Origin of the sequence: Phocaeicola faecium (assembly GCF_014837055.1) — a bacterium.
In the GTDB taxonomy this organism is placed as follows: Bacteria; Bacteroidota; Bacteroidia; order Bacteroidales; family Bacteroidaceae; genus Phocaeicola; species Phocaeicola gallinarum.
This window is the reverse complement of record NZ_JACSPQ010000002.1, coordinates 81,039-94,877: the sequence shown is the minus strand read 5'-3', so window position 1 is coordinate 94,877 and position 13,839 is coordinate 81,039. Positions and strand designations below refer to the sequence as shown.

Annotated in this window: 14 protein-coding genes; 7 read left to right on the top strand and 7 right to left on the bottom strand. The window is 47.2% G+C overall.

Annotation, left to right across the window (positions count from 1 at the left end; all coding sequences use genetic code 11):
* Positions 1 to 24: 24 nt before the first annotated feature.
* Positions 25 to 786 carry a peroxide stress protein YaaA gene (gene yaaA, locus H9626_RS06025; RefSeq protein WP_178255605.1) on the bottom strand — a complete coding sequence of 254 codons (762 nt, stop codon included), beginning with the start codon at positions 784 to 786 and terminating at the stop codon, positions 25 to 27.
* 106 nt (positions 787 to 892) lie between these two features.
* On the opposite strand from yaaA, the gene H9626_RS06020 reads away from it, so the two are divergent.
* Positions 893 to 1,399, top strand: coding sequence for a TlpA family protein disulfide reductase (locus H9626_RS06020; RefSeq protein ID WP_178255606.1), 507 nt, complete (start codon positions 893 to 895; stop codon positions 1,397 to 1,399).
* Between the two features lie 198 nt (positions 1,400 to 1,597).
* On the opposite strand, the gene H9626_RS06015 is transcribed toward H9626_RS06020, so the two are convergent.
* Genes H9626_RS06015 through argR form a run of 5 tightly spaced genes read right to left on the bottom strand, consistent with a single transcriptional unit; the run spans position 1,598 to position 6,066 of the window.
* Positions 1,598 to 2,722 carry an aspartate aminotransferase family protein gene (locus tag H9626_RS06015; protein ID WP_191709916.1) on the bottom strand — a complete coding sequence of 375 codons (1,125 nt, stop codon included), beginning with the start codon at positions 2,720 to 2,722 and terminating at the stop codon, positions 1,598 to 1,600.
* A 42-nt stretch (positions 2,723 to 2,764) separates the two neighbouring features.
* A complete protein-coding gene (gene argC, locus H9626_RS06010; RefSeq protein WP_178255608.1) occupies positions 2,765 to 3,733 on the bottom strand; it encodes an N-acetyl-gamma-glutamyl-phosphate reductase in 969 nt (322 codons plus the stop codon).
* On the bottom strand, positions 3,730 to 4,938 hold the full coding sequence (locus tag H9626_RS06005; protein ID WP_191709915.1) for an argininosuccinate synthase: 1,209 nt from the start codon (positions 4,936 to 4,938) through the stop codon (positions 3,730 to 3,732). The genes argC and H9626_RS06005 overlap by 4 nt, the downstream gene beginning before the upstream one ends.
* 60 nt (positions 4,939 to 4,998) lie before the next feature.
* Positions 4,999 to 5,568 carry a GNAT family N-acetyltransferase gene (locus H9626_RS06000; protein ID WP_178255610.1) on the bottom strand — a complete coding sequence of 190 codons (570 nt, stop codon included), beginning with the start codon at positions 5,566 to 5,568 and terminating at the stop codon, positions 4,999 to 5,001.
* Positions 5,569 to 5,583: 15 nt separating this feature from the next.
* Entirely contained in the window at positions 5,584 to 6,066 is a 483-nt protein-coding gene (gene argR, locus H9626_RS05995; RefSeq protein WP_178255611.1) for an arginine repressor, read from the bottom strand.
* A gap of 161 nt (positions 6,067 to 6,227) precedes the next feature.
* On the opposite strand from argR, the gene H9626_RS05990 reads away from it, so the two are divergent.
* The gene (locus H9626_RS05990; protein ID WP_191709914.1) at positions 6,228 to 6,959 is read left to right on the top strand and encodes a class I SAM-dependent methyltransferase; all 732 of its coding nucleotides are present in this window, start codon (positions 6,228 to 6,230) and stop codon (positions 6,957 to 6,959) included.
* A 4-nt stretch (positions 6,960 to 6,963) separates the two neighbouring features.
* Positions 6,964 to 7,695: a DNA repair protein RecO gene (gene recO, locus H9626_RS05985; protein ID WP_178255613.1), complete on the top strand. Its 732-nt coding sequence runs from the start codon at positions 6,964 to 6,966 to the stop codon at positions 7,693 to 7,695.
* Between the two features lie 4 nt (positions 7,696 to 7,699).
* Here the strand turns inward: recO and dgt are convergent, their stop codons facing one another.
* A complete protein-coding gene (gene dgt, locus H9626_RS05980; protein WP_191709999.1) occupies positions 7,700 to 9,031 on the bottom strand; it encodes a dGTP triphosphohydrolase in 1,332 nt (443 codons plus the stop codon).
* Between the two features lie 390 nt (positions 9,032 to 9,421).
* Between dgt and dut the strand changes: the two genes are divergently transcribed.
* From dut to H9626_RS05960, 4 genes are read left to right on the top strand one after another with little or no spacing between them, the layout of a single operon-like run.
* Complete coding sequence (dut, locus tag H9626_RS05975) at positions 9,422 to 9,856, top strand: dUTP diphosphatase (RefSeq protein ID WP_178255614.1); 435 nt, start codon at positions 9,422 to 9,424, stop codon at positions 9,854 to 9,856.
* A gap of 10 nt (positions 9,857 to 9,866) precedes the next feature.
* Positions 9,867 to 11,654, top strand: coding sequence for a tetratricopeptide repeat protein (locus tag H9626_RS05970; protein WP_191709913.1), 1,788 nt, complete (start codon positions 9,867 to 9,869; stop codon positions 11,652 to 11,654).
* Positions 11,651 to 12,490: a lipoprotein insertase outer membrane protein LolB1 gene (gene lolB1, locus H9626_RS05965; protein WP_178255616.1), complete on the top strand. Its 840-nt coding sequence runs from the start codon at positions 11,651 to 11,653 to the stop codon at positions 12,488 to 12,490. Before H9626_RS05970 ends, lolB1 begins: the two co-directional genes overlap by 4 nt.
* Positions 12,487 to 13,779 (top strand): murein hydrolase activator EnvC family protein, encoded by a 1,293-nt coding sequence (locus tag H9626_RS05960; RefSeq protein WP_191709912.1) that lies wholly within the window; start codon positions 12,487 to 12,489, stop codon positions 13,777 to 13,779. The genes lolB1 and H9626_RS05960 overlap by 4 nt, the downstream gene beginning before the upstream one ends.
* The last annotated feature ends 60 nt before the right edge of the window (positions 13,780 to 13,839 follow it).

Sequence of the window (13,839 nt, the reverse complement as noted above, 5' to 3'; positions counted from 1 at the left end):
CACCGGTTTTTCCATCCGAAACGTTCAGTTTACAAATACCAGCCTGCCGCTTCCGCTCTCTGCCTCATCGAACGCAAAGCCCTCCCACTCGAAAGCTTTCAGGTCTTCAGCCCGCTCTATCCGGTTTTTCAGGATGAAGCGCGTCATCTCGCCACGGCACATTTTGGCGTAAACCACCACCGTAGCCAAGCGTCCGTTTTTTCGGGTGTAAAACTCCGGCGTAATGACTTCCACCTCGCGGCATACCCGTTTCCAGTCGAACAAATCTTTCATCTCGCCGCTTGCCAAATTAAACAACACGCCTCCCTTGCGCTTGATTTCGGCTATGAAGTAATCCGTCAGCAGCGGTTTCCAGAAATCGAACATCGTAACGTCGCCCCGCTCCGGCAGACGGACATCGCCTTCCAGACGATAGCCTCTGATTCCGTCGAGCGGACGAAGCAGCCCGTAAAGAAACGAGGTGATAAACAAGTGGTCTTGGGCGTAACGGAAATCTTCTTCGGTGAAATCTTGCGGATTGATACGCTTGAAAACAATACCCGTATAAGCCAACAGAGCCGGAAGCGGTGCGTTGTCCGGCGAAAAGAAATCGCGGTAACGCAGGCAGTTTTCTGCCGCCAACTTTGAATTGATATGTAACAATCGTCCTAAATCTTCTGCCGTAAATTGCGCCATATCCATCGCGTTATCCCGCGCTTCTGCCTCAAAATGAGGCACCGACACAAACGGAACCTTGACGCGCGACCGTGCGGTCATCGTTTTGGCGCATGAAATGAATAGCATCATAAGTTATTTTGTTTTTCGTTAAATCTCTTTACAAAGATAAGACACGCAGCGGAATTTTCAGTAAAACCGGATATATTTGTCGGCGAAACTCTAAAAAAGGAAAATTATGAAGAAACATTTCAAATTATGGAGCGTATTGGCTATGCTGCTGGTAGCGGTATGCGCCCAAGCGCAGACGGAAAAAATCAAGTTGGGAGACCCCATGCCCGCCATCACTCTTAACTCAGAGACTTACGGTAATATCACGCCCGACGATTTGAAAGGAAAGGTGGTGCTGGTAAGCCTTTTTGCTACGTGGTGTCCTCCGTGTCAGCTCGAACTGGCAGATGTACAGAAAACGCTCTACCCCAAATACAAAGATAATCCGGATTTCAAATTGTTGGTCATCGGACGGGAGCATACCGATGCCGACCTGAAAAAATATAACGAACGTAAAAAATTCACTTTCCCGCTCTACCCCGACCCCAAACGGGAAGTTTTCTCGCTTTTTGCCGACCAAAGCATTCCGCGCGCTTACCTGTTCGGCAAAGATGGAAAACTGATTTATACTTCATCAGGCTACACGAAAGAAGAATTTCAGACGTTGATGGACAAGATAGAAGCTGCTTTGTAACAGCTTCTTTTTCAGGAGTTATCATAAAAAGAGCGCAGGATTTGCGAATGCTTGTCGGACATATCGACTACGTTTCGCAAATCCTGCGCCTGCATTATAAAAACGCTACCGTTAGTGTTGCTCATCCCATGCGGTAGCGTTGACCGGTCTTACCCATAGAACTTACCGGTCCTATGGGTAGAATTTTTCAAGCCTTCGTCAGCCTATTACTTTGTGTAGGCGAGAGAGGAAATCGTCGGCTTCGCTCATGCTCAGACAGAGCGGGGGAAGCAGGCGAATGACATTCGTACCGCTGACTCCGGTAAATACTTTCTGCTCAAACAGCAAGCGGCTGCGGAGTTCCTTAATCGGTTCTGCAAACTCCAAGCCTATCATCAAGCCGCGTCCGCGCACTTCCTTGATTGCCGAGAAACCTTTCAGCTCTTCTAACAGGTACGCTCCAACCTTTGCCGCATTTTCTACCAAGCCTTCTTCTTTCATCACATCGAGTACGGCTATGGCTGCCGCACATGCCAAGTGATTTCCTCCGAAAGTAGTACCCAACTGTCCGTAAACGGGTTTAAATTTCGTGCTAATCAGCACACCTCCCATCGGGAAACCGTTTCCGATGCCTTTGGCCACGGTTATCATATCGGGGCGGATACCGGCATACTGATGTGCGAAGAACTTACCGCTGCGTCCGTATCCCGACTGGATTTCATCAAGTATCAGTACCGTACCGTAATCGTCGCACGCCCGGCGCAACGCCTGCATAAACTCATCGGTGGGCACTTGGATACCTCCCACTCCCTGAATGCCTTCGATAATGACTGCACAGACATCACCCTTCGCAAGTTCTGCCTTCATCGCTTCCGTATCGTTGAGCGGCAGGTATGTAACGTGCCCGTTGTCATTAATCGGCGCAATGATTTTAGGATTGTCGGTTACTTCGACCGCCAGCGAAGTACGTCCGTGGAACGCCTTAGCAAATGAAACCACACGAGTACGTCCGGTATGGAATGAAGCGAGCTTCAACGCATTTTCATTTGCCTCCGCTCCAGAGTTAATCAAAAACAGCTGATAATCATCGTAACCGGAAATAGCTCCCAAACGGTCAGCCACATCCTGCTGTAATTTGTTGATGACAGAATTGGAATAAAATCCCAACGTGGCTACCTGTTTGGCGATAGCCTCTACGTAATGCGGATGCGCATGTCCGATAGAAATGACTGCATGTCCTCCATAAAGGTCGAGGTATTCTTCTCCTTTGGCATCCCATACGTGACATCCCTTTCCCCGCACGATATTGATATCGAACAAGGGATATACATCGAATAGTTTCATTATCGTTTTCTTTATTAAGCGGATTCAATCCGACAGGTTTGCTTAGAAAGCGCTCGGTTTGAGGCGCAAGCCCACGGTTTCCTCCAGATTAAACATCAAGTTCATGTTGTGTACCGCCTGACCGCTCGCACCTTTCAGCAGGTTATCAATGCAAGATACGATTAACAGCTTATCGTCATACTTCTCTAAATGAATCAGACACTTGTTTGTGTTTACCACCTGTTTCAGGTCAAGATTCTTGTCAACGATGTGCGTAAACGAGTCTTCGGCATAATATTCTTCATAAATACGGATAATCTCTTCCAGTTCAACTTTGGTTTTTACTACCATCGTGGCGAAAATGCCACGCGCAAAGTCTCCACGGTAAGGGATAAAATCGATATCAGAATCGAAGCTGTTCTGCAACTGTTTCAGCGACTGTTTGATTTCGGGAACATGCTGGTGGGTGAACGGCTTATAAATGCTCAGGTTATTATTCCGCCAACTGAAATGGCTTGTAGCCCCCGGTTTTACACCGGCCCCCGTGCTGCCTGTGATGGCGTTTACCATTACGTCGCCATTCAGCATCAGATGTTTCGCCAACGGAAGCAATCCCAACTGAATGCAGGTAGCAAAGCATCCCGGATTGGCTATGTGCTTGCTCTGGCAGATAAGCCGGCGATTCAGTTCGGGCAATCCGTAAACAAAGTCATGCTCAGGACTTTTGATGCGGTAATCCATTGAAAGGTCGACAATGCGCAAATCCTCCGGCACGTTGTGGCTTTCCATAAATTTCTTCGTATCGCCGTGAGCGGTACAGAAGAACAATACGTCGATGGTGTCAAGCGGAAGTTCATCGGTAAACACCAGATCGGTTTCGCCGTACAAGCCTTCGTGAACATCGGTTATCTTGTTTCCCGCATTGCTGGAACTGTTGATAAATTTGATTTCTACATCCGGATGGTTAATCAGCAAACGAATAAGCTCGCCTGCCGTATAACCTGCTCCTCCTATAATTCCTGCCTTTATCATATATTCTCCTCGTCTTTATGTTTAGCGTAATAAGCACGAAGCGGAGTAGAAAGCACTTTGATGAATCCCTTTGCATCTTCTGCCGTCCAGCCTTTCTGCATTTCGCCGTATTCGCCGAAAGGATTCTTCACCAAATCATCTGCCGAGTCTACACCTACGGTAGAGAAACAATACGGACGAAGTTCCAAGATAACCGTACCGTTAACATTGCGTTGAGACTCTTGCAACATTGCCTCTATATCGCGCATAACGGGTTCGAGGTACTGGCTTTCGTGTAAAAACATTCCGTACCAGTTGGCCACTTGGTCTTTCCAGTATTGCTGCCATTTACTCAAGGTGTATTTTTCAAGGAATTTATGCGCACCGATAATCAGCATCGGAGCTGCGGCTTCAAAGCCTACACGTCCTTTAATACCGATAATCGTATCGCCCACGTGCATGTCGCGTCCGATTCCGTAGGCAGCACCGATTTCTTCTACCTTTTGTATCGCTTTAATCTTATCGTCGAACACTTCACCGTTTACGGCATACAGCTCACCTTTCTTAAATTCCAGTTTCAACTGTTCGCTTCCTGTTTTGGTGACTTGCTTCAGATAAGCCGATTCGGGCAATCCCTGTGCTGAATCCAGAATCTCTCCGCCGCAAATGGAAGTTCCCCAAATACCTACATTATATGAATACTTCAGTTTTGTGAAGTCGGCTTCAAAACCATGTTCTTTCAAGTAGTTGATTTCATACTCACGACTCAACGCCATGTCACGGGTCAGCGTAATGATTTCTACCCCCGGAGCCATGACCAAAAAAGTCATATCGAAACGTACTTGGTCGTTTCCGGCACCCGTAGAACCGTGAGCGATAGCATGTGCTCCGATTTCGTTTGCATAGCGTGCGATAGCCAATGCTTGGAAAATACGCTCCGAGCTTACCGAAATAGGATAAGTACCGTTACGCAATACGTTTCCGAATACCATGTACTTCAAACTCTTTTCATAATACTCCTGAGTAACGTCTAAAGTAACATACTTTACCGCACCTAATTTATAAGCATTTTCTTCGTTCTGTTTCAACTGTTCCGGGCTGAACCCTCCCGTATTTGCACAAGCAGCATAAACCTCATAACCTTTTTCTTTCGCCAGATACATGACTGTAAACGATGTATCCAATCCGCCGCTGAACGCAACGACTACTTTTTTCTTTTCTTCCATAGTTATTATGTATTTGGGCAACGAGCCTACCAGCGTGGTCGACTTGCTGACGGGATTAATTTAAAAATTAGTAATTTTATCGTCTGTGTGCAGTGCCGGGTCGTACAGCATGGCAGTGCAGATACAGAACTTACGGTTTTTAGCCATCAGAATTTCGTGGTTGATGCAGCCTTCACATCCTTTCCAGAAAGCGTCATCGTCAGTCAGTTCATTAAAAGTAACCGGCACATAACCTAACTCTGTATTCATTTTCATGACGGCTGCGCCGGAGGTAAGGCTGAATATCTTGGCTTTCGGCCAGCGCAGGCGAGCCAACGTAAACGAAGCGTGTTTGATTCGCTTAGCCAAACCGCAGCCACGGTATTTGGGATGAACAATCAAACCGGAAGTAGCCACATACTGTTTGTTTCCCCACGATTCGATGTAAGTAAATCCGGCAAATTCGTCCCCACACAGGGCAATGATTGCCTTTCCTTCTTTCATCTTCGTGGCCACATACTCATGCGTACGTTCCGCTATGCCGGTTCCCCGTACTTTAGCTGCTTCCCTGATCGTATTTAATATTGTGTCAACGTAAACCTCATGAGAGGCGTCGGCTACCATAACATCAATCTGCTTAGTAGTATCCATTTTCTTTCTTATCGCTTAATTTAGATTTATATTCGGTATTATAGTGGCAAGTGCATGTTTAACGCTTGTGCGTGAACAACCTTCACGGATTACAAGCATAATTGTATCATCGCCTGCGATGGTTCCTATTATCTCGTGGAAATTATGATTATCTATATCATACGCCAAACTGCTGGCATACCCCGGACGAGTTTTTATTACGGCTATGTTTTCTGAAAACTCGATGGAAACAAATCCGTTGTGACGAAGCATTTCGCTTGCACTTTGCGGGTCGGTCATTCGTTTATACATCGTGTTATTGGGCAATACATATACGTAATTGCCGTTCATGCTGGCAGCCTTAGCTACTTTTAACTGCTTCAAGTCGCGCGAAAGAGTAGCTTGCGTCAGTTGAAAACCTTCTTTCGACAACTCACGCAACAATTCTTCCTGACTTCCTATCTCCTTGCTGGAGATTATCATCTTAATCGAATCAAGTCGGCTATTCTTGTTCTTCATTGTATAATTATTCTTTAATCGGCGCAAAAGTACGGATATTTTTAGAAAATCATGCATAAAAACAAAAAAAATTAGGCGCTTTATCGAAATTTAATACGAATTAAATGTATAAATAACCGCTTAATTTTCGTAATTTTGTCGCAAAATACATTACAGACAGCATGAATACTTTGATATTGCCCGAAAACAAAGACCCGATGGGGACGGCGATTTACGATTTTTTCAAGTACGGAAAAGCGGCACGACTGCGCGTGTTTTCCTCACAGTTCGATGAAGACGAGATTCCGGTAGCCACACTTTTCCGCAGTTATAACGAAATGCCGCCGATAGAGCAGACTGCCCTACGGCTCTCTACGGGAAAGATACTTGATGTGGGAGCCGGAAGCGGATGTCATACGCTGGCATTGCGCGAAATGGGAAAAGATGCAACTGCCATTGATATTTCTCCGCTTTCGGTCAAAGTAATGAAAGAGCGGGGACTGAACGCCATGCCGGTTAATCTGTTCGACCCTCTTTTCTGCGAATCTTTCGATACGATATTAATGTTGATGAACGGTTCGGGCATTATAGGAAAACTGGAACATCTCGGCGATTTCTTTCAACGGATGAAGTTATTGCTGCGTCCCGGAGGATACGTACTCATGGATTCAAGCGATTTGAAATACCTGTTTGAGGAAGAAGACGGCAGCTATCTTATCGACTTGGCTGGAGATTATTACGGGGAAATTGATTTCCGGATGCAATATAAGCAGGTAAAGGGCGATACGTTCGATTGGCTGTATATTGATTTCGATACGCTTTCTTTATACGCTGCCCAATATGGATTTAAGGCAGAGATGGTAGAGGAAGGCTCACACTATGCTTATTTGGCGAAACTGACTTTAAGAAATTAGTGAGATGTTACAAACGGTAAAAGGCATCGTGCTGGCAACGGTACGCTATAATGACAAATCGAACATCGCTCATCTTTATACGGAACAAGAAGGAATGATGTCATTCCAGATTCCTGCCGCCCGCTCGCGTAAGGCGAAAGTCAGCAATGTGTTATTCCAGCCTTTCTCTTTTGTAGAGTGTGAGGCGGATATTCGTCCGCGTTCCAACATTCATCTGGTAAAGGAAGCGCGCTTCTGGCATATTCTCCAGTCACTCCCTTACGACCCGTATAAGTCGGGGATTGTTTTGTTTCTCACCGAGTTTCTCGACCGCATATTAAGAGAAGAGGGAGCCAATAAGCCCCTCTTTGCTTACCTTTCTCATTCTGTCCGCTGGCTGGATGCCTGTACCGCCGGATTCGCCAATTTCCATCTGGTGTTTCTCATCCGCCTGTCTCGCTTTCTCGGTTTTTACCCCAATCTTGAGCATTACACCGAAGGGGCTTATTTCGATATGCTGAATGCCAGCTTCGTTTCTGCCCGTCCCTTTCACGGCATGTTCCTTTACCCGCAAGAAGCTTCACACATCAGCAAGCTGGTACGCATGAATTACGAAACGATGCACCTTTTCGCCATGAACCGGGCAGAGCGCAACCGCTGTCTGGAAATTATCTGTGAATATTACCGCCTCCACCTGCCCGATTTTCCCGAACTCAAGTCGCTCGGTGTGCTTCAAGAACTGTTCGGCAGCCTTTAACTTCTTATACCGCCGGCAGGCTGTTACCGTTAATCTTCCGGTAAAGGTCGAGTGCATAAACGTCGGTCATGCCCGAAATATAATCTAACACCGCCTGTATTTTCCCGTACAGTGTAGGAGCCTGCACGTCATACTGCTGCGACACGCGGTTTATCAGCAACTTCGAATAGGCTTTGTTGGGGAAGCGGACCGCCTCTATCATCAGGTCTATCAGCGTAGTGATAACCTGATAACCCGCCAGTTCGATATCCAGTACATCTTTTGCACAATAGATTTTATCGAAAGCCGTTTGCGAACAATGCAGATAGGCATCCTTCACCGGATCTGCCATGTGTCTGATTAACGCTCCCTCGAACGTTCCGTTCAGAATGGCATCTTCGTTTTCGGTAAATACGCGCGTACATTCTTTTATCAGTACGCCGATGGCGGTAGAACGCAGATAGGCTATTTGTTCGTTGGTATCGGTTACCAAGCGGCAGATTTCGTCGATGTGTCCCAACCGTTCTTTCCTGAAAAACCGCCGGTAAAGGTCTTTGGTTTCCTCGGTTGTCAGAATCTTCAGCTTATGGGCATCCTCGATATCCATCATCTGGTAACAGATGTCGTCTGCCGCTTCTACCAGATAAACCAACGGATGACGGGCATAACGCAAGGGTTCGCCTTCTTTGCTGATGCGCGTGATACCCAGCTCGTCGGCTATCCGGCGATAATCTTCTTCTTCGCTCAAGAAAAAGCCGAACTTCTGTTTCTTTCCGGCAAGGCGAGATGAGTAGGGATATTTCACGATGGAAGCAAGTGTAGAATAAGTCATGACGAAGCCGCCTGCCCTACGCCCGCGAAATTGGTGGGTAAGCAGACGGAAAGCGTTGGCGTTTCCCTCGAAATGGGTCAGGTCTTCCCACTCGGCATCGGAAACAAGCGGACGGAGTGACAAGCCTTTTCCTTCCGAAAAATAGGTTCCGATGGCCTTCTCGCCCGAATGTCCGAAAGGCGGGTTTCCCAAATCGTGTGCCAGACAAGCTGCCGACACGATGGAACCTATCTCTGAAAGGTGTGTATCCGCCAGTTCGGGATGTTTCTTCAACAAAACGGCAGCCGCCTCGCTACCCAGCGAACGTCCCACGCACGACACTTCCAAGCTATGCGTCAAGCGGTTATGCACAAATATGCTTCCCGGCAACGGGAAAACCTGCGTTTTGTTCTGCAAACGCCGGAAAGGAGCCGAAAAGATAAGCCGGTCGTAATCGCGTTGAAACTCGGTACGGTCGTCTTTCCGGTTTTCATGCAAAAACTCCAGTCCGAAACGTTTGTTAGAAATGAGTTGCTTCCAGTTCATCATGATTCTTGCGCTCTATCAGTTTTTTGTTTGCGAATATAAGGATATTTTTCCCATAAACCGAGGCAGCACCTGCTGAATTTTCATATTATCCTCATAGTAAACCACTTAACAGTTCTTCCGGACAGAGGGAACAGCATCGTTTTCGTACCGTAAAACGCAACCCATAGCGCAGGTCAACGCTATGGGAAGAATTGCCCGGTTCTACCCGTAGCGTTGACCTGCGCTATGGGTTGCGTTTTTGGGGGTATAAAATCGGAGTAAAACAGGCTCTGAGTGTCTTTTTTCTGCGCCAAAAGGTCCGCAAACATATAAAAAATGGTAAACTCGCCTGTAAGTTCCGCGAAATGTGTAACTTCGCACGATTAAAAACAATAAAAACATACGTAAATGAAGGTACAAATCATCAATAAATCCAAACATCCTCTACCTCAATATGCTACCGAGTGTTCGGCGGGAATGGACATCCGCGCCAATCTGAACGAACCCATCGTGCTGAAACCTTTGCAGCGTTGCCTTGTCCCTACGGGGCTGTATATTTCCCTGCCTCGCGGATTTGAGGCACAGATGCGTCCGCGCAGCGGATTGGCACTGAAAAAGGGCATTACGCTGCTGAACACGCCGGGAACCATCGATGCGGATTATCGCGGTGAAATCGGCATTATCTTGGTAAACCTTTCTGCGGAAGACTTTGTAGTAGAAGATGGAGAGCGTATCGCCCAAATGGTAATCGCACGCCACGAACAGGCAGAATGGGTAGAAGTAGAAACGCTCGACGAGACGGAACGCGGTGAAGGCGGATTCGGACATACGGGAAGAAAATAAGCAGTGTAACATGAAACAGATTATAGTTATCATCGGTCTTCTGTCGATACTTACGGCATGTGGCAGCAGCCGGAAATCGCTTCCTGCCACCCAAAACTTGCCGGTAACGGAAAAAGACCCCTTGACGTACGAACAGCGCAGAAAGTATGATTATTACTTTTTGGAGGCGGTACGCATGAAGCAAAAGGGGGAATACGATGCGGCTTTCGAGTTGTACCGCCACTGTCTGGACATTTATCCCGGCTCGGCAGCCACGCTGTACGAAATATCTCAATTTTACATGGTGTTGGGACAAGAGGAAAAGAGCGAACAGGCATTGAAACAGGCTGTCCGTTCCGACGAATCGAATTTTTGGTACAAACAGACGTTGGCCGCATATTATCAAAGCAAACGCGACTTGCCAAAGGCTATCGCCGTCTACGAGGACATGGCTCATCAGTTTCCCTCGCGCTTGGAACCGCTTATGGCTCTGATAGAGCTTTATAACCAAACGAAAAGTTACCAAGAGGTAATCAAGACACTTAACCGCTTGGAGGAGCTGGACGGCAAGTCGGAACAAATCAGTATGGAAAAATTCCGCATGTATTTACTGATGAACAATCAGGAACAGGCGTTTCAGGAAATCGAGAGCCTCTCGAAAGAATATCCGTACGACATGCGTTATAAAACCATATTGGGGGATGTGTACCTGAATAACGGACACCCGCAAGAGGCTTACGATACGTATCAGAAGATTCTGAAAGAAGAACCGGGTTACGCTCCGGCATTGCTTTCGATGGCTTCGTATTACCAAAAGACAGGGCAAGACAGCCTGTACCACGTACAGCTCGACACGATTCTGCTGAACGAGGATGTGGAATCTGCCACGAAAATGGACATCATGCGACAGCTTATCGTACAGTCAGAACAGACTACGAAAGACAGTACGCAAATCGTATCGTTGTTCAACGAAATACTGAAACGTCCGCAGCAGAACGCCGACTTGGCGATGTTATGCGCCCAATACCTGATAACCAAGCGCATGGAAAAAGAATCGGTTCCGGTGCTTCATCAGGTACTTGCGCTTGATCCGGAAAACAAGCCCGCACGCCTGCAACTGTTAAGCTATGCCATCCGAGACAATAACTTGGATGAAGTGATAAAAGTGGCTTCCCCGGCATTGGAGTATAACCCCGACGCAATGGAGTTTTACTATTACCTCGGACTGGCTTATTACCAAAAAGAGGATACGGATAAAGCGCTCGATGTTTTCCAAAAGGGTGTAAAGCAGGTAAATGCCAAGAGCGATAAGGCCATCGTATCCGATTTTTATGCCATTTTGGGCGATATTTACAACATCAAAGAGATGAAGGCGGAAGCTTACGCTGCATACGATTCGTCGCTGGTATATAATCCGAACAACATCGCCACGCTGAACAATTACGCTTATTATTTGTCTGTAGAACGGAAGCATCTGGATAAAGCGGAGGAAATGAGCTATCGCACCGTGAAAGCCGAACCCGAAAATGCAACTTATCTGGACACGTATGCATGGATTCTGTTTGAGAAAGAACGATACACCGAAGCGCGTATCTACATCGAACAGGCGCTGAAAAACGGCGGAGACAGCAGCCGGGTTATCGTGGAACATTGCGGAGACATCTATTACAAATTGGGAGAAAAAGAAAAGGCTTTGGAGTATTGGAAAAAGGCCGACGGCATGGAGGTATCGACCGACGACGGTTCTACTCCGCCCACTGAAGCAGAGATTAAACGGTTGAAACGCAAAATTGCATTAAAAAGATACATTGCAGAATGATAAAGAAGCTATTATATTACCTGTCGGTAACTGTCGTTATCGTAACGATGGCGGCATGTTCTTCTTCGCGCAGACTGGGACGGACGCCTACCATAGGCGGTCTGTCGGGTACTGATTACATGGAAAAGGTGATAAGCCAAACACCCCAATGGCAGAACATTACGGCAAAAGCTGCGTTAAACTTAGACATGGGAACAAAAGGAAACGCCAAAGTAAACGCCACGCTACGTATCCGGCGGGGGGAGGTTATCCGCTTGTCGGTAGCTCCGCTGCTGGGCATTGAGGTGGCGCGTATGGATATCACACCGGATAATGTACTGCTGATTGACCGGCTGAACAAGCGTTACGTAAAAGTTTCGTTCGCCGAACTGAGCAGGCTGGCTAATGCGGAGCTGGATTTCGACGTGCTTCAATCGCTGTTCATGAACGAACTTTTCTTGCCCGGAAAAGCGCAGCTTACCGCAAACGACGTTACGAAGTTCAGAATCACTTCCGAAGGCGAACAGGCCGTGCTGGAAGCCAAACAGGGAAAATACCTGTCTTACCGTTTTGTTACGGAGACTGTAAACGGACTGCTGGAGAACACCCGAATCGGAGTAAAGGGTACACCGTATGCCCTGAGCTGGATGTACGGAAGTTTCGGACGGTTAGACGGAAAGGCTTTTCCGCAACACATGTTCATCACGGCGGGCGATGATACGAAAAAAGTATTTTCGCTCGACATGAAGCTATCGCGTCTTTCGGTAAACGATAACTGGGACGCCAAGACTGAATTATCGTCAAAATACAAAGAAATAGGTTTGGAAGAACTGATGAAACAGTTACTGAAATCATGAAACACTGGGTAGGGTTACTTCTTATCTGCATAGGGGTTGTAGTTGCCGAAGCGCAAACCACACCTACCATCCGCCGCTTGGAAAAGCAGCGTAACGAGCTGCATCAACAAATATCCAAGTCGGAATCGCTGCTCATGTCAACAAAAAAAGACGTGAAAAGCCAACTCAGTAACCTTGCCCTCCTTACCGGACAGATAGACGAACGCCAGAAATACATCTGGCAAATAGAAAACGATGTCCGTACCATCCAACTGGAAATAAACCGGCTTGCCATCGAATTAAAACAGCTGGAGCATGACCTGAAAGACAAAAAGAAGAAATATGAACAGTCTGTGCGGTACATGTACCGCAACAAGTCTGTTCAAGAAAAGCTGATGTTCATATTCTCTGCCGAAAATCTGAATCAAATATATCGGCGTATGCGCTATGTGCGCGAATATGCCGACTATCAGCGCAGACAGGCATTGCAGTTGCAACGCAAGCAAAAACAGATAGAACAGAAAACGCACACGCTCCAAGCAAGCCGCGAGGCTAAAGAAGTATTGCTGCGACAAGGAGAAGCAGAAAAAGCCAAACTGCAGGCACAGGAGCAGGAACGCAAAACGCTGCTGGCTTCTTTACAGAAAAAACAGAACAGCATACAGAAGGAGCTTGCCCAAAAACGCCGCTCCGCCGATAAGCTGAACGCACAAATAGACCGCCTCATCGAAGCCGAAATAGAAAAGGCGCGTAAACGTGCCGAGGAGGAGGCTAAACGACGGGCGGAAGAAGCGCGGAAGAAATCTGCACCCAAGCAGGAAACTGCCTCGACACCTAAGGAAACCGCTCCCGCCAAAAAGGTAGAAGTGTATAAAACCGACTCGGAAGACCGCCGGCTGTCGGGCACATTCGAGAAAAACAAAGGCATCCTTCCCATCCCCATCACAGGCGCATACGTCATCGTAGGACATTACGGACAATATCAGGTGAAAGGACTGAGGAACGTCCGCCTTGATAACAAAGGAATCGATATAAAAGGGCAGGCAGGAGCAAATGCCCGAGCCATCTTCGACGGAGAGGTTTCTGCCGTATTCCAATACAACGGACTGAGCAACGTACTGGTCCGCCACGGCAGCTACATATCCGTATACTGCAACCTCTCTTCCGTCCGCGTGAAGAAAGGCAGCCCCGTACGTACCCGCGACATTTTGGGAGAAGTAAATACTGACAAAGAGGGAAATACCATCCTCCACTTCCAACTGCGAAAGGAAACGGCAAAACTGAATCCTGAACAGTGGCTGAAGCGATAAAAAACACTACCGCATACGCTTGCCAACTCTACCCATAGTTTTCCCTGTTTCTACCCATAG